Genomic DNA, 16,569 nt, shown 5'->3' on the forward strand with positions numbered 1-16,569 from the left:
TCAGAAAAAATTACGATAGCGATCTATTTTTTCTGATTTATTGATTTTCAGACCAGGCCGGCAGCGTCAAACTAAATTCTAACTGTGTTGCCGGCTCTTTTTCTTCACTTTTATATCGTTCTTTTCTCATCTCCTCGAGATATGTAGCTCCATCACCCCTTTCGATATCCTGGATATTAAACGAGCTTCCATGATCACCCGATGCGACGTGCACCTCGGTGGTGCATAAATTCCTGAATCGCTGAATCCAGCTTGAGGATACGGATGAATCCTGAATCCGGTCGCGTTTTATAATTGCGGTTTTCTTAGAAAGAACGCGGTTTCTGATGATCACATTTTCAGAGTCCCAGCCAATTGCGGCATCCTTATACTTTTGCCATCCCCACCAAACCGATATTACCGGAATCAGCCAAATCCAGTTTGTAAGACCAAGCGGCCAGTACAGAATTGAGGTGATCAGAGTAAGAAAAAAAGCGGACCGAATGATGTAGCGCCGAATCGCACGTTTCGGTGGCTTCAAACCCGGAGTATGCACATTATAGTGCGGAACCAGATTTTGGAGCAGGGAATGAACTTTTGAATGATGCAGCAGTGGAAATAACACAATCGAACCCGACCCTTTCTCATCCCCATATCCCGCACTGTCTATATAGATTGAGCAAAACCCGAGTGGCTGGCGAATAATACCTTCGGTTACATACAACGCCTGAATTCGTTTGTAGGGAACCGTTATTCTTTTCTTCTCAAAAATTCCCCTCGAAATCACAAGCTCATCTTCGCGAACCTCAACTTTGAAATCTCCATACATGAATAATGTACTGAAGAAGGAGATCAGCCATGCAACAACTATAAACAGCACAATAATTGCAGCAATCATAAAACCGTCGGTTTGAGAAGGCAGCATACCGAAAAGCTGTTCAAAAAGATCCGATTCACGAATAAGAGGCTCAATTTGTGAAAAAAGCGTGCCCAGTATGGAGAGTGCGATACCAAATCTTCCCGAGGTAGATGCAGCAATCAGCAGATCCTTACCAGGCAGGCCGAATGTTTGCCCTTCTTTTTCTATAGATTCCTGTGTCTCATCTTCCGTGCCATTTTCTCCGTTTTTACTCAGCAACAGCTTTATATGCTGTGCTGTTGATTGGGGAACCGCTTCAATTAAAGCAGCTCTGGATGTTGAGCCGGCGGTCTGAATATCCACTTTAACAAGGCCAAAAAGTCGTTGAATTACCCCTGAGGAGATATCAATTACCTGCACCCTGTCTCGTGTGAGATAAAGATTTTTCCGTACAAAGATACCGCGTTTAATGTGCAGCTCACCGTCCTCAACTTTAAAAAGAAACCTCCACCAGTCGAGAATCCCGATGATAACGAGAAGAGCAAAACCGCCGCCAATCCAGGTGAGAAATGGAAAACTTTCGCTTCTGGCACCCACAATCAAGAAAACGAAAATTGTGATCAGGTTTCCGCGAATCAGGCCAAATGCCCTGCTGATTGCCGCTATTGGATGCTGTCGCTGAAACTCAAACATCTTCTTCAGCCAAGCGTGCGTAGGTTGAAATTTCTTTACGGACTCTGTCGGCAATTACCTGGTCCAGGCAGGGAATCTCATGTGTGGTAGCTGCCGTGGAGATTGTAACTGATGAGAGCCCGTACCAGCGAAGAAGCGGCCCCTGCCGTGTGTCAACATGTTGTACCCGGCTCAGTGGTATCAGTGTTTCGGTACTGACAAGAACTCCTCTGAGCAGATCAATTTCATCCTGATCAATACTATAGCGCCAGTTTTTCCAGCGCAGTGGCGGAATTACAAAGACAGATAACACCCAAAATGAAAGAAAAATTACGGAGAGTGCAATCACAATCCAGAAGTGAAAGGAATTCAGCCCAAAGACGGAGTAATAAACAGCCGGAATACCAAGAAATATAGCATTTCCCGCAGCATTGCCTAATCTCCAAACTCCAATCGCCCGCGGGGATAATTTTTTAGATGATGTTTTGTCCATTTTCTATACAGTGATACGTGAGCCCTGAACTTACGAGTTGTGTTGTATAGAGAAAACAAAAAAAGCAGAGGATTTACGAATTGATGAACTCTTCGTTTGTCCGGTATTCTGTTTTGGATGATTTACGAGCCTCAAATTCATCGAGTTCTTTTTTCCATATCAGGTAATAGCCTGTACCGGAAAGAATTGTAACTACAGCTATACCCACAATAATAATTAAATTTTCCATTTCACAGAGGATTGATTTTTATTGACTTACAACTCAATAAAAAAAATACTCTGTGCGTTCCGTTTCCATAAAAAAAGCCACGACAATGCGTGGCTTTAAGAACGATAAAGATTAGAAGTCTGAATACTTCTAATTACGCATTATTCTTCTGATCCTGGATTTCAAGACGAATTTCTTGCGATAATTTCTTCAGATCCTGCAGTTGTTTTCGAGCTCTTGTTCCTGCAGCTTTGTTACCTTTGTCGTAAAACTTCTCGAGATCTACTTCCAGTTCAGATACCAGATTTTTTACATCATCAATTCTACTCATATAAACTCCACTTTAATCAGTTAGTGTTAGTTGAGGTGATCTATAACTCACCGTTAATTTTTAATAGCTGTCTTACCTGACGCTAAAACTTGCTTAAGTTAACATTCTGTGCACTAAATGCATCTTTTTTTAGTCACTTTTTAAAAAATAGGTCTTTTCAACTATTTAGGTTCTAAATTGGCTGCCAGCAGCATTTATTTCAATCCAATAAATAATAAATTACATGTTATTGTTTATAGTATACTTATGATGTTAAATATAGTTTCAAATAATTAAAACCACGATTGTAAATCCTGACGTTTATCTCTTAAAATTAAACCTCTTCATTTTCATGAGAGTCCGCAACCTGCCTTCCCCGAGCTTCATTTACGAATAAACTGACAACTATCCCCACTAAAAAGAGAGCAGCACAGAAGAGAACCGACATCTGCAGGCCGAACTGAGCCTGGAGTAATCCGAGTCCTATAATGCCGAAGACACCCGCCAATTTGTTAGAAAGCCCCCAAAACCCAAAGAACTCAGCAGACTTATGTTCGGGAGAAAAAAGTCCAACCAATGCACGGCTGGCTGACTGACTCGAGCCGAGGCTGAGCCCGGCAAGCACTCCTATATAGAGAAACATGTACTGCGCATCAATGGATGTATCGAATACGGCATTGAACCAATCGGTGATATCAGTAACACCCCAAATTCCCAGAACCGCAAAAAACCACAATAGTAAAGTGAGATTGTAGGTTAGTTTGGAACCTATTTTATCCTGGATCATGCCAAATGAAAATGCACCGGCAGCGGCCGTAATTTGCACAACAACGAACATAAGCACCCGAACCTCTTCATCCCATTGCACCACCTGGTCGCCGTAAATAAAGGCGAATGAGATGACAATATAAATACCCGCCATAGCAAAGAAAACAGAGATCAGAAAAACTGCCAGGTCCCAAAACTGTTTCACCTCATTGATTGTACGTCCGAGCCGTGCAAACCCTACAGAGATAAAAGTTTCTCCTTCGGGTAATTCTCTGCGTTTACCGGGTTCTTTTAACCATATAAAAGTGGGAATTGCCGCAAGCATAAAGAAGAGAGCTGCAAACGGTCCTACCCAGCGAATTCGGTCGAAATTCTCAGCCGTTGCATCACCGAGATATACGATCACAAATCCGGCTGATACCAGCCCGCCGATATAGCCAAGTGCCCAGCCAAAGCCGGAAATTTTACCCAGATCATTGGGTGGTCCCAGGCTCGGCAAAAATGCAGCGATGAAACTTTCGCCCGTTGCATACGCAAAATTCGACAGTATAATCAGGATCACCCCAACCACAATCATCCCGGGTTCAACAAAGTAGAGCAGCGATGTGGCAAAAATTGTTGCGATGTAGCTGAAAAAAAGAAATCTTTTTTTCATGGCAGAGTAATCCATGATTGCGCCAAAAACCGGGCCGCTCAAGACCACCATAAAATAACTTACTCCCAGCGCTATACTCCACAGCAAATTTCCCAGACGGTAATCATCTCCGGAATCCCCCACGATTACAGTGGTAAAAAGTACCGGAAATATCACTGTGATAATCAGTAGTGTATACGCCTGATTTGCAAAATCAAACATCGCCCAGCCAAAAATCTCTTTTTTGGATGCACGTGGAATATCGTCTCGGTGACGTTTCATAATCGTTTGGTTATTGGGGTTTTTTTTGATCGCTATAAATTCCGCTGTGTAGTTACGCAATTTTTTTATGTTCTAAAAAACATGTTCATATTTCTGATCTCTTCCTCCGAAACATGTGTTTATTTTAGCGTTTCTTAAATAAATGATATTAAAAGCGCTTTCAATTAAAAAGATTACGGCAAAACAGATGACATTGAGTTGCATATTGGGTATCTATTAAGCTGAATAAATATAAACCACTAATGATCTGAAAATTTTATGACCTGGAAAGAGACGATCGAACATTACGCAACAGCTTCTGATATCAGCAAACCTCTTACCGATAAAATGATAGCCCTAACAGGGTTACTTGAGAATTTCCTGGAAAACAAAGGGGTCACTCCAATGCGGGAACTATCAGCAAGCTTGCCTGAAAAAGCGGCTGAAGCGTTTGATAACAAAAATGAAGCAAACCAGGAGCTTCAGAAACGAATTTCGTCTCTTGAATTAGGTCAAATTACCGACCTTCTCAGGCTCACTACTATTTTCTTCCACCTTGTAAATTCTCTTGAGCAGCATGAAATTATCCGTATTAACAGGGAACGAGCCAAAAATATAGACCAGGAGCACCCCCGCCCGGAAAGCATCGCCGAACTGTTAAGTGGATTTAAAAAGAACGGATACAGTTACGAACAGTCTGTTGATCTCTTTCAAAAACTGGATATTCAGCCTACAATCACGGCGCATCCCACCGAAGCCCGGCGCAGAAGTATTCTGAATAAACAGGAGAATATTACATCTATGATTGGAAAAATGGATGATTCCCGTCTCACACCAAATGAAAAAGAGGGAATACTGCACCAGGTTATGAATGAAATTGCTCTTCTCATTTCAACCGATGAAGTTCGTTCAGAGCGTTTAACGGTTGAAGATGAAGTTGAAAACGGCCTCTTCTTTTTCACGAATACGATTTGGAGCACCGTCCCCCGGCTCTATGATGATATACGATTTGCATTCAACAGACAGTATGGCAAAGTGCCGGAACTGCCAATTATTTTTAAATACCGGTCGTGGATCGGAAGCGACCGTGACGGGAACCCAAATGTAACGCGCGACGTAACCTGGAAAACACTCCTGGAACACCGCAAAACGGCGCTTCGCATGTATTTGTCTGAGCTTCGTGAAACTCGACGATACCTCTCAGTTTCACAAAATTTGGTTGATGTCCCTGACTCACTTCTAAAGTCGCTTAAGAAAGATGACAAAGAAGTTCCGCTGAGCAACCGGTTCAAACGCGGGTATAAAAATGAACCTTATCGCCGGAAATTAACTCACATGATGCACCGTCTGGAAATTCTCCTGGAGGATATCAATAAAGATGAACAGGCGGTTGTAAATTCTGCATCTTTTTATACTGCAGAAGATTTTATTGCTGACCTGGATCTCATTCACACTTCCCTTAAAGAGAGCGGCCTTCGGGACGTGGCTCAATTCGGTCAGTTTAACGATCTTAGAATTAGGGCTAAAACATTTGGTTTCCACCTTGCAGCACTCGATATCAGGCAGCACAGCGAAATTCATGAACTTGCAGTTGAAGATCTGCTCACTGTTGCCCACGTCAAAAAAGGGTATACCGATCTATCGGAAGATGAAAAAATAAAGCTGCTTACAAAAGAGCTGCAGAACCCGCGTCCACTTAGCCCTGTAGATTATAAGCTGAAGAAAGATACAGAGAAGATTTTATCAGTATTCAAGCTGGTGAGAACACTCCTTGAACTGGATAAAAACTCATTTGGAAGCTACATCGTCAGTATGACCCATGATGTGAGCGACCTGCTCGAAGTTGCAATTCTTGCAAAAGAAGCCGGACTCTGGCGATGGGACGGTAAAACCGTACATAGTGATATTGATATCGTGCCTCTCTTCGAAACAATTGATGACCTCGACCGCAGCCCGGGCCTGATGGAAAAAATCCTCACCGATGAAATTTATAAGCACCAGGTTGAAGCTCGTAACGGATTCCAGGAGATAATGCTTGGGTATTCCGACAGTAATAAAGATGGCGGTTACTGGATGGCCAACTGGGCACTACAGAAAGCACAGCTCCGGTTGGGTAAGGTTCTGAAAGAACATAAAGTAGATTTCAGACTGTTTCACGGTCGCGGTGGTTCTGTTGGTCGCGGTGGTGGCCGATCAAATCGCGCCATTCTTGCCCTGCCATCCATCAGTAATAACGGTAGGATTCGGTTTACGGAACAGGGTGAAATTATCTCTTTCCGATACTCTCTGACCGATATTGCACGCCGCCATCTTGAGCAGATTGTAAATGCGGTAGCAAGAGTAACCGCCGGAGAAGGACAAAAAGCCCTGAAAGAAGGAGACGGGACGGAAAAAATAATGGATCGCATATCTGATAGTTCTATGGAGGCGTACCGAAATCTGATTGATGATCCCAAATTCTGGGATTGGTTCAAGTATATCACGCCTGTTGAGCACATCGGGAATCTTCCGATTGCCTCCCGGCCGGTTTCGCGAGGTGGTGACGGCGGACTTCAGTTTGAAAATCTTCGGGCTATTCCCTGGGTATTTGGCTGGACTCAGGTACGGTATAACGTTCCGGGATGGTTTGGCCTTGGCGCTGCACTGGAACCGATGCTCAAAGAGAATCCCGACCATATGGAAACGCTGCAGAACTGGTATGAAAACTGGAGTTTTTTCAACACAATTATCGATAATGCCCAGCGTGAAATTGCCAGAACGCACAGTCTTACAAATGGTCTCTACTCAGATAGAAGCAACGAGGGCAAACTTCATAACATCATACGAGAAGACTTTGAGAAAACACGGGAGTTGATTCTGAAGATTACCAAACAGGATGATATACTCGACAGCCGAAAAGTGATCCAGAACTCTATTAAGTTCCGGAATGTCTTCACCTATCCGCTGAATGTTATCCAGGCCGATCTTCTGAACAGATGGGAAAATGCTGAAACAGATGAGGAACTGAAGCAGCTGCGGCACGCTCTCTACCTGAGCATTAATGGAGTTGCTGCCGCGATGCAGAGTACCGGGTAATTTCATCAACACCTCGGCTCATTTGAGAAACTATTCCAGCAATCTGGAATGTAGTTTGAGGTTGTGCAAAAATGAATACCTATAAATCAGCGCTTAATTCATTTAACTCAACTTCTGAAAAATGGTGATGGTTTGGCTATAAAATACGTTTTATTTAAAACAGTAGATCGTATATAAAATGAGTGGCAGTCCCCTTTTCATGGGTATAAACCAGCCCCGTTTCGGGGCGGCGTATCTATTAGCCCATGGGAATGCGAAGCATTTCCGTGGGGTATAAGGATGCCCCATTATAAAGAGGTGCCGAAGGTGCGGCATCATTCGAATTCAGGTTGATTCGTATCCAAAGAGATCGAAAACGACTACCGAAGGCGGGGTTGGGTTGGAAGGCAGAGCAAGAAGCGTTTCTGGTAAGGATAGTTAGACTTTGTAAACCCACTTAATGCTTTTTGATTAGCCTCAGATTTTTCTAATAGACGTTAGCGAAGAATCATCAATTTTCCCGTTTCTGCAGCTCCGTGTACGACAATTCTGTACAGATACACTCCGCTTGCGAGCTGGCGCCCATCAAACTCCTGTAAATATCTCCCTTCGTTCTGCTCTCCTTCGAAAATACGGGCAACATGCTGGCCGGATATATCATAAAGATTAATTTGAACATTCGACTGTTCTGAAATTACATAGGGAATCTGTAGTGTATGTGTATAAGGATTTACCGGGTTAGGATAGCTTTGTTCAAGAGCTACAACGCGATTTTCTTCAAGTGCTTCACCCAAAACAGGCACAATAATCGGGCTGGCCTGGTTATCGGCATTGTGCGATATAATGACACTTCCTTCGTGGATATCAGCATCCTGAGGCCTGTATCGAATGGTGAAATTTGTCGTTCTTCCCGGATTGATGGAATACGTGCGTGATCCGCCAATCAGAGAAAAACCGGCTCCTTCTATTTCAATCCGGCCTCTTAACGGGTCTTCTGCATTTTCAAGATTTGTAATAGATAGAGTCATATCCCTTGCTGTCCCCACATTTGAAATACCAAAATCCAGAGTCTCTTCACTTACCGCAATCCTTGCTTCATCACCCAACAGCTGCAAACAAGCCCCGCCCAGCGGCCATCCTTTATCATCCAGCATACCGCAAAACACAGGCCCTGGAGTATGAATGGCCAGTTGACTATCAATCCGAGGCCTCATCAATGCATTATCGGTTCCGGTATAGGTTACTTGGTCGAGGTGCGAATAGGTAGAACCCTGACGAAAATCTGTGGGGGTATACAATGTTACCGGTTCTCCAAGATTAGACATATTTGAGGATTCGCCATCAAAAAATACACCGCCGCGGCTTCCTGTTAACGCATTAAAAAGAGCAGAAGATGGATTTCCGTAAACATTTTCATCAATCAGCATTACATTGTCACCATCTTCCGTAAATCGGTCGTATATCACGGGAAAGCTATCTCCGGCATTTGATGCGAATCCCCATTGAATAATCGACGAGTTTTCTGATGTCTCCCGCATACTACCTACAAACCCAATTCCGTGACCAATTTCGTGAAGAACAACCGTCGTAAAATCGATCCGGTTTGGCGGAGTATTTGCATCAGTTCCGAAGTACCAGTTCCCAAAATCTGCATTCATAGATACCTCAATATCTGAATCGAGATCGAATTGCTGGCGAAAATTATTTCCGGTCATTGCACTGGCCTGAGCTACAGCGTACCAGGTTTCATCTTCAGCACCAAATCCACCAACAAACGTTGCCGGGCTTGCCGAACCCAATACATTATCATCATCAAAAGTGCGCCAGGTAGCATTGATCACGATCGTTACATCCGACTGAAGGTGAGCTTCCCATATACTCACCGCATAATCAAAAGCAGCCATTGCATCCTGTGGCCATTCACCCGCATCAGCCGTTAAATAGTTAACAGTAATCGTAGACGCAGCCTGCAGCTGAGAATACTTTGCCACCATTTCCCCAGCACGTACAAAATGATCCGCATCAATTCCTGTATAATCTATTGTACAGATTTCATGAGAAGGCGGAGCCGGCATGGTAACAGCATTGCCGGGGTTCCAGGTTTGCGCATGAGTTTGTAGTGCAAAAAGAGAGGATAAAAACAGTAAACTTAATACGTAAATGATTCTATTCATATGAAATCTCTTCAGATGGCATGATGTGTACTTCCCTGTAAAGTACCCAATTTTTTCAATCTGCAAATCGTGTTTTGTAATTGAGTGAATGTCGGTTTTTCATCGGATGGCTTGATTCAGACTCTAAAGTCTTGTTATATAACACATTCAGTATATACCAGTTTATTTACATACAGTGCTATATACTGCATCGCCAGGGATTATTTTTTAATTCCCAATTCCTTTTGCAAGCGCAAGCAGCTGTCGCCTGAATTTCGGTGCGCCTCCATTTGCCGGATGCCTCACTGCTGCATGTTTCTCACCCAATTGTGATAAACTCTGCTCACATTTTCGTCCAACCGCAATGAGTTGGGCATTTTCAAAAATCGTGATAAATTCTTTAAGATGTCTGAGCCCGGCTTCCATTTCTGATGGCAAAGGTGTTCGATTACTGAGCAATCCTTTGTTCGGATTATACGGATGCCATGGCACAGCGTTCCAAAGTACAACTTCATACGGATCGATTCCAAGATCAGTTAAAGCGCCCCACATGATGGTTGCTGTTGGTTCTGTCATTCCTTTTTCAGCTACCGATACTTTGCTGGTTCGGGCCGGTGAAATCGTCTGAAAGACATGATTCGGATGAACACTATATTTGTTTCTCTGGTGGCCCAGAAGAATTCTTTCGGATGTCATGGCAATTCCTGTGAAATGGCCACCCTGGTATCCAAGTGCTTCAGCTATCATCAGGTATTTCGCTTTTCCAACCCGCTCCTGCAGGTAATGAGCAAGTTGTTTTCTGCGGATTGAAGGTGCATCCGGATGTTTATCGTTCTCCGGGTCCGTTTCATACCAGGGGTTAAACAGAGTGCCTGAAGGTTTTTCTTTTAAACGATCGATAAATGAAGTAATCAAAAAAAGAACTGTTTTAAATCGTGCAAGGTAATAACCCCATATCACCGGGATTTTGATTTATTTTTCACATGAGAACAGAAATAATCTGCTTACCGTTTGGAGCTTTTCTGTAATGTAATCGACAATTCTCTGCAAAACGCAAGCCTGTCTTTTCTGTTCATCAATTGTGTCTATGATCCGTTTTTGGCAATGTAATAGAGCTGCATCATCCGGAGTTCGCTGTATCCAACCGATTTATTGAGTTCTTCGTATACAGGTTTCAGCAATTCAGGCCCCACTTTATCCATAGCCTGATTTACTTCATCGACTTTACGTTGTGAGAGACCGGAAGCATCCAGGATTCCATCCTGCCTGAGATCATTTCCTTCTTCAAGAAACGTTTTAAGATGTTTTAAAATCGTGGGCATTTTCACGCCGTGTTCTTCAGCCAGGTGTTCAAGTGATTTGCCATTGTTGTAATCCTCACCGATCTGCACATGCTTCTTGGATGAAGATCTTTTTTTGGTCTTCTTTTTAATTTCCCGTTCACGCTCTTCAATATTGTTTTCCTCGCAATACTCCTTAATGACCTCTAAAAAATCACGTCCATATTTCTTCTGTTTCGCATCTCCCACACCGTAAATGCCGGTGAGGGTTTCCGATGATTGAGGAAAATAATAAGCCATCTCCATCAGTGTGGTATCAGGGAAAATCACGTACGGAGCCACATCCTGCTGTACGGCGAGATCCTTCCGCACTTTCCGAAGCTCTTCAAACAGGTTTTCATCATACCGGTTCTCCACGTCTGATGATGTTCTTGCCGCTGCGCTTCCGTCAATCGCAGTTTGCGTGCGATCCAGAACTCCGGTTACCCGTTTTTCATCCTTCAGTACTTTCCTGGCATCATCAGTCAGCAAAAGCGATCCGTATTTGGGATCTTTGGTAAGAAAATCTTTCCGAACCAGCAATCTCGACAGCTGTACCCACTGATCTTTGCTGAACTCTTCGCCAATACCATAAGTTGAGAGCTCATCATGTCCGTTCTCAAGAACTTTTTTCGCTTTTGAGCCGCGAAGAATATCGGTGATATGTGTAGCACCGAATCGCTCGTCTGTGCGTACAATACAGGATAAAAATTTCTGAGCAGCCACCGTCAGGTCTTCCATCTCATCTTTCATGGAGATGCAGTTGTCGCACATACCGCAGTCATTGCCATTATACGTTTCACCAAAATATTCCATCAGCGGAATTCGCCGGCAGTCACTCGTGGTAAGGTAGTTGATCAGGTCCTCAAGATGCTTCTTGGCAACCTCTTTCTCCTCCCCCTCTTTTTGATTGATGAAGTAGTTGATCTTCTGGCGATCGGAGTGGCTGTAGAGAAGCAGACAGTCAGAACGCAGACCGTCTCGACCCGCACGGCCAATCTGCTGGTAGTACGATTCAATATTTTGCGGCATATCGTGGTGAATCACAAATCGCACATCCGGCTTATCGATCCCCATGCCAAAGGCTACCGTGGCTACAATTATGTCGATATCGTCCCGGATAAATGCATTTTGATACGTTTCCCTCTGATGCTCGCTCAGCCCGGCGTGATACGGGCGAACCGAATGCCCCTCGTCTTTCAGATCCTGGTAGAGTTCATCGGTCTGGCGCCGGCTGAAACAGTAAATAATTCCCGACTGACCTTTTCGTGTATAGAGAAAGTCGAGAATCTGGTCTACCGGGCCGGATTTATCCACTACATTCAGGAATAGATTTTCCCTGTCGAAACTTGCCACAAATGTGGAAGCATCCCTGAACTCGAGAATTTCTTTAATATCTTCCCGCACCCGCGGCGTTGCCGTTGCCGTGAGGCCGATGCAGACCGCTTCCGGAAAGTCTTTTCGGATTTCGGCAAGCTGGCGATAATCCGGACGAAAATCGTGCCCCCATTCCGAAATACAGTGTGCTTCATCAATTGTGAAGCAGTCTACCTTCACTTGGGTGAGCAGGTGACGAATTCTGTCCGTCATCAGGGATTCCGGTGCAACATAGAGCATTTTTGCCTGGCCGCTTCTCACTTTCTGCTCGTTCAGCCGGTAGAGATCATCAGAAATTGAGCTGTTCAGAACAACGGCTGGAATGCCGTAGGATGTAAGCTGATCCACCTGATCTTTCATCAATGAAATCAGCGGAGAAACCACAATGGTGAGTCCGTCGAACAGCATGGCTGGAATCTGGTAGCAGAGTGATTTTCCTCCGCCGGTGGGCATAATAACAAGTGTGTCTTTTTTTTCCAGAACGTTTTTGATCACATTTTCCTGCAGCGGGCGGAACTGATCAAAACCAAATGTCTCTTTTAGAATACTTTTTGCCTGCGTTATCATCCGATAAAAATTACTTTAATTGAAAATTCGTGGTTTCCACTATATAAGATACCGGATATCGAACTTCCTTACAGTTTTGATTCATTTTTTTTGTGAGCAAGTGTTTTAGGCTGATTCGATTCTATTTTTGACGCGGAACCAGGTAAAACTCCTGCATCCGCCCATCGATGTACCAAACATCATCCCCATCAAAAATCGCATTCTCCTCCAGCTTCATCAGAATGGTGCGGTCCCATTCAGGCACATACACTTCTGCATTCAGCTCAATGGAGTGCGCGGTGTTGGGATAGAGCGGATAGTCTCCCCATCCCGGAACGCCATCCTGCTGATCCCACAGTCCAATCGTTGACCCGGCGCCGTGGCCGTGGTAGCCAAGGGGATGGGTGTAAATGGTTGTGTTAATTCCCTCCTCTTCAGCCTGCCGGAGCGCGGAAGACAGAATCTGATTTCCCGTTCTGCCCGTCTCGAAGTGTGAGGTCAGGATATCCTGGACGCGGTTTGCCTTTTCCAGCGCGTTGCGTAATCCTTCGGGTGCTTCAGATTCACCCTGACGCAGAATGTAGGCGTTCCGCTGCGTATCCGTGGTCAACCCAAGATACTCAATTCCAAGATCCATCCAGACAATATCGCCGGGCAGAATCACATCTGTGTCTGCAGGGCCTGAAAAATCGCCCGTGTGTTCAGGTGATTCCGAACGGTCAATCGAAACGGACGGGTGAAACCAGGTTGTCAGGTTGAGATCCCGTATCCTCTCGCGATACCACCACTGCAGATCCTCGGTTGTGGTTATACCCGGTGTGATCACCTTTTCAGAAAGCCCTTGGGCCACGATGTTGTGCGCAATTCGATTAATCTGCCGATAGACCGCCATCTCCTCCTCCGTGCGGGTCTCCAGCCAGCCGATCGCCAGGTTCTCAGCCGATACGATTCGTTCCTGCAGCTCAAAGGTGAGGCTCTCTTTCAGGTGATTGTAATCCGTATAGCTGATACCATCGGCCAGCGCGAAGTGTTCGGAAACGTTTACGCCAATCATTTCAGGATTACGCTCTGCAACAAGCTCTCCAAACCGCTTCCACTGATCGGGCTCCTCGTCCGGAAACCACTCTGTTTCAAAAAACCCGATATCATATCTTGAAACCGCAAATCGTTCGAGTTCACGGCCATCACCGGGATCGTAGAAAACAAGAATTGTTGTTCTTCTTGAAGACTGCCAGGTTGCAGGTAACATTGTCAAAAGCACCGGGTCTTCATTATATTCACGCGCCACCAGCACCCACATATCGATTCCCTCCCGGTGCATCAGTTCAGGCACAAGAGTGTCGAGACGGTTTTCGGTCCAGCGGTCCATCACTTCAGCGCGATCACGCATCGGCAGAATATCCGGTGTGATATCGGTACGGTTCTGAGCAGGTAAAATATCCACAATTGATAAAATGCCAATCGTTAGCAGAAGTATTATTTCTTTCATAACTGATGTTTCAGAAATTGATGGTTTGATTAAACAGTTTCTCAAAAACCTCTTATCTTCCGCCAATATCAGCCAATAATATTAAACTCACAATCATGACCATGGAGATTACCCGAACCAAAGAAAGCAGACTCTCTTCTATCGATTTCGAAAACCTTGAATTTGGACGGCAATTTTCCGACCACATGATTGATATGAGCTACAAAAACGGTGCATGGCAGGATCCTTCCATTGTACCGTACGCTCCCATCTCGTTTCATCCGTCGATGCACGCCCTTCACTACGGTCAGGCCGTCTTTGAAGGCATGAAAGCCTACTATGCGGATGAAGAAACCGTACACCTTTTTCGGCTTGATGATCACCACCAAAGAATCAGTGATTCTTCAGAACGGCTCTGTATTCCATCGATGGATAAAAGCTCATTTATTGAAAGCCTGGAAGAATTGATCCGGCTGGATCATCAATGGGTTCCAAAAAAACACGGCCACGCACTTTATGTGCGACCTTTTGTGTTTGCATCAGAAGAGTACATCGCGGCACGGGCGGCAAATGAATATCGATACATGGTGATTACCAGTCCGGTTGCTGCGTATTATAAAGAAGGATTCAATCCAGTCAGTCTCACAACTACGGATAATTTTGTCCGCGCTGTGAAAGGCGGAACCGGTGAGGCGAAAGCAGCCGGGAATTACGGCGGAAGTTTTCTGCCGGCTCAGCAAGCACAGAAAGATGGATATACCCAGGTGCTCTGGCTTGATGCCAAAGAGAATAAATATGTGGAGGAAGTGGGCACGATGAATATCTTCTTTTTGATAGGCAATACGCTCGTAACTCCAAAACTTGGCGGCACCGTGCTTCCCGGCATCACGCGCCGATCGGTTATCGCCCTGGCGAAAGAGTGGAATGTGGATGTAGAAGAGCGCCGGATTACCATAGATGAAGTATTCGATGCTCATAGTGATGGAAGCCTCAAGGAAGTTTTCGGCTCCGGAACCGCTGCGGTAATCTCCCCGGTCGGGCTGATCCATCACCAGGGAAAAACGCTGGAACTCGATCGCGAAAAAATCGGTCCTTTTGCCCAAAAGATGTTCGATACCATTACCGGTATCCAGTACGGCAAACTTGATGATCCGTTTGGATGGGTTCACCCAGTGAAGGTGGGGTAATTGAGAATTGGTTCTTGATAATCTATAAGGGATTATTCGGCCATAATCCTGCCTAATTTATCTCAATCACAGATACCTCTGCCGGGGCGTTGTAACGGAGCGGGGCCAGTGTAAATCCGAGGCCGCTGTTGACGTTCAGCAGCATATCATCGAGCAGCCAGTGGCCAATTACATAATCGGTTTCCATACTGGCTGCAGTAAATTTTCTAAAAAACAAGGGGATGCGGATCTGTCCCCCATGCGTGTGCCCTTTTAAAAGAACATCCGTTCCGGATTCCTGTGCGATAGTGATCAGATCATCAGGCGCCTGGTGGGAAAACAGAATGGATAGCTGCTCGCCGTTCGTTTCACTCAGAAGCTCTCTAAGCAGGCTGCGGTCAATCGATGTGCTGTAAACCTCCGTTACACCCGTAATTTTGATTGTTGTATCACCAAAATCTATCCATTGGTTCTCATCACGCAGCACATTCACGCCCTGCTCTTCGAGTGATTCTGCGATCTGATCCTGGCCGGACCAGTAATCGTGATCTCCCATCACAAAATGAACACCCAATGGCGGATTGATCGATCCGAGAGCTTCTGTCGCAATCTCCACATAATCCAATCCGGAGGAGATAAGATCACCGGTAACAAATACGATATCCGGATTCTGCTCACCTGTTCTTTGAATGTACCGATTTATCTTTTCCGGAGATGTATATCGATCGGCGTGTATTTCCGAAATGTGGGCAATTCGTAACGACCGATTTTCATCAAAATAATCCGACGGATGTTCAAACATAATCGTTTCAATTTTCACGCGGTTTGTATCGTAGATAGTTTTTGATGCTGTATAAAAAAACACGATAAATGATACTGCAAGAACGGCTAACCCGAGAATGGTTTGAAGTTGCGGGCGCCGAATTCGAAAAACCCACGTTAAAACCGCATTGATGAAGTCTGCAGCTAAAATCCAGCTCAGGAGCACTGTGTTAAAAATAAAACCAAACCAGAACAACGCGATCATCCACACCGGGTACCACTCACGGGAGAACCCTCCCGAACTTTCATTAATCAGCCAACCTGACAATGGATATGCAAATATTACCACAACTACAGTACTGAAAATCCCCCAAAATATATGGTGCTGGTAAAGCCCGGTTTGCTTTGTGTACCAATGGATTCGCAACGCATTGTAAAACATGCAGATTACGGTAATGGCAGAAATCAATAGCGTCATCCGTAACGGCCAGGGCATAAAAGGAAATTCGGTTAAAGTTGGGTTTATGATTTCAGCAAAGA

General features: G+C 44.8%; 12 protein-coding genes. 2 read left to right on the forward strand and 10 right to left on the reverse strand.

The features are described from left to right. Window positions 1-37: 37 nt before the first annotated feature. From DYD21_RS15915 to DYD21_RS15930, 5 genes are all read right to left on the reverse strand, one after another. On the reverse strand, window positions 38-1,531 hold the full coding sequence (locus DYD21_RS15915; RefSeq protein ID WP_116037992.1) for a PH domain-containing protein: 1,494 nt from the start codon (window positions 1,529-1,531) through the stop codon (window positions 38-40). Further along, window positions 1,524-2,003, reverse strand: a complete 480-nt coding sequence (locus DYD21_RS15920; protein ID WP_116037993.1) for a PH domain-containing protein — start codon at window positions 2,001-2,003, stop codon at window positions 1,524-1,526. Before DYD21_RS15920 ends, DYD21_RS15915 begins: the two co-directional genes overlap by 8 nt. Window positions 2,004-2,076: 73 nt before the next feature. Then, window positions 2,077-2,232 (reverse strand): hypothetical protein, encoded by a 156-nt coding sequence (locus DYD21_RS21140; protein ID WP_158607331.1) that lies wholly within the window; start codon window positions 2,230-2,232, stop codon window positions 2,077-2,079. A 133-nt stretch (window positions 2,233-2,365) separates the two neighbouring features. Then, a complete protein-coding gene (locus tag DYD21_RS15925; RefSeq protein ID WP_116037994.1) occupies window positions 2,366-2,542 on the reverse strand; it encodes a histone H1 in 177 nt (58 codons plus the stop codon). 313 nt (window positions 2,543-2,855) lie between these two features. Then, window positions 2,856-4,205: an MFS transporter gene (locus tag DYD21_RS15930; protein ID WP_116038072.1), complete on the reverse strand. Its 1,350-nt coding sequence runs from the start codon at window positions 4,203-4,205 to the stop codon at window positions 2,856-2,858. A 258-nt stretch (window positions 4,206-4,463) separates the two neighbouring features. On the opposite strand from DYD21_RS15930, the gene ppc reads away from it, so the two are divergent. Then, entirely contained in the window at window positions 4,464-7,259 is a 2,796-nt protein-coding gene (gene ppc, locus DYD21_RS15935) for a phosphoenolpyruvate carboxylase (protein WP_116037995.1), read from the forward strand. A 476-nt stretch (window positions 7,260-7,735) separates the two neighbouring features. Here the strand turns inward: ppc and DYD21_RS15940 are convergent, their stop codons facing one another. The 4 genes from DYD21_RS15940 to DYD21_RS15955 all read right to left on the reverse strand — a co-directional run bounded on the left by DYD21_RS15940 (window position 7,736) and on the right by DYD21_RS15955 (window position 14,122). Beyond that, entirely contained in the window at window positions 7,736-9,412 is a 1,677-nt protein-coding gene (locus DYD21_RS15940) for a choice-of-anchor D domain-containing protein (RefSeq protein ID WP_147303617.1), read from the reverse strand. A gap of 207 nt (window positions 9,413-9,619) precedes the next feature. Continuing rightward, on the reverse strand, window positions 9,620-10,306 hold the full coding sequence (locus DYD21_RS15945; RefSeq protein WP_116038073.1) for a uracil-DNA glycosylase: 687 nt from the start codon (window positions 10,304-10,306) through the stop codon (window positions 9,620-9,622). A gap of 170 nt (window positions 10,307-10,476) precedes the next feature. After that, entirely contained in the window at window positions 10,477-12,654 is a 2,178-nt protein-coding gene (recQ, locus tag DYD21_RS15950; RefSeq protein WP_116037997.1) for a DNA helicase RecQ, read from the reverse strand. Window positions 12,655-12,775: 121 nt separating this feature from the next. Then, the gene (locus tag DYD21_RS15955) at window positions 12,776-14,122 is read right to left on the reverse strand and encodes a M24 family metallopeptidase (RefSeq protein WP_116037998.1); all 1,347 of its coding nucleotides are present in this window, start codon (window positions 14,120-14,122) and stop codon (window positions 12,776-12,778) included. Window positions 14,123-14,223: 101 nt separating this feature from the next. On the opposite strand from DYD21_RS15955, the gene DYD21_RS15960 reads away from it, so the two are divergent. Continuing rightward, window positions 14,224-15,288: a branched-chain amino acid aminotransferase gene (locus tag DYD21_RS15960; protein WP_233505565.1), complete on the forward strand. Its 1,065-nt coding sequence runs from the start codon at window positions 14,224-14,226 to the stop codon at window positions 15,286-15,288. Window positions 15,289-15,340: 52 nt separating this feature from the next. Here the strand turns inward: DYD21_RS15960 and DYD21_RS15965 are convergent, their stop codons facing one another. Further along, complete coding sequence (locus DYD21_RS15965; RefSeq protein ID WP_116038000.1) at window positions 15,341-16,525, reverse strand: metallophosphoesterase; 1,185 nt, start codon at window positions 16,523-16,525, stop codon at window positions 15,341-15,343. Between the last annotated feature and the right edge of the window lie 44 nt (window positions 16,526-16,569).

Source organism: Rhodohalobacter sp. SW132, assembly GCF_003390325.1.
In the GTDB taxonomy this organism is placed as follows: domain Bacteria; phylum Bacteroidota; class Rhodothermia; order Balneolales; family Balneolaceae; genus SW132.

Excerpts from the sequence above, each read along its gene's own strand:
- DYD21_RS15915 (WP_116037992.1), bottom strand. The coding sequence starts at position 1,531 with ATGTTTGAGTTTCAGCGACAGCATCCAATAGCGGCAATCAGCAGGGCA.
- DYD21_RS15920 (WP_116037993.1), bottom strand. The coding sequence starts at position 2,003 with ATGGACAAAACATCATCTAAAAAATTATCCCCGCGGGCGATTGGAGTT.
- DYD21_RS21140 (WP_158607331.1), bottom strand. The coding sequence starts at position 2,232 with ATGGAAAATTTAATTATTATTGTGGGTATAGCTGTAGTTACAATTCTT.
- DYD21_RS15925 (WP_116037994.1), bottom strand. The coding sequence starts at position 2,542 with ATGAGTAGAATTGATGATGTAAAAAATCTGGTATCTGAACTGGAAGTA.
- DYD21_RS15930 (WP_116038072.1), bottom strand. The coding sequence starts at position 4,205 with ATGAAACGTCACCGAGACGATATTCCACGTGCATCCAAAAAAGAGATT.
- ppc (WP_116037995.1), top strand. The coding sequence starts at position 4,464 with ATGACCTGGAAAGAGACGATCGAACATTACGCAACAGCTTCTGATATC.
- DYD21_RS15940 (WP_147303617.1), bottom strand. The coding sequence starts at position 9,412 with ATGAATAGAATCATTTACGTATTAAGTTTACTGTTTTTATCCTCTCTT.
- recQ (WP_116037997.1), bottom strand. The coding sequence starts at position 12,654 with ATGATAACGCAGGCAAAAAGTATTCTAAAAGAGACATTTGGTTTTGAT.
- DYD21_RS15955 (WP_116037998.1), bottom strand. The coding sequence starts at position 14,122 with ATGAAAGAAATAATACTTCTGCTAACGATTGGCATTTTATCAATTGTG.
- DYD21_RS15960 (WP_233505565.1), top strand. The coding sequence starts at position 14,224 with ATGGAGATTACCCGAACCAAAGAAAGCAGACTCTCTTCTATCGATTTC.
- DYD21_RS15965 (WP_116038000.1), bottom strand. The coding sequence starts at position 16,525 with ATGCCCTGGCCGTTACGGATGACGCTATTGATTTCTGCCATTACCGTA.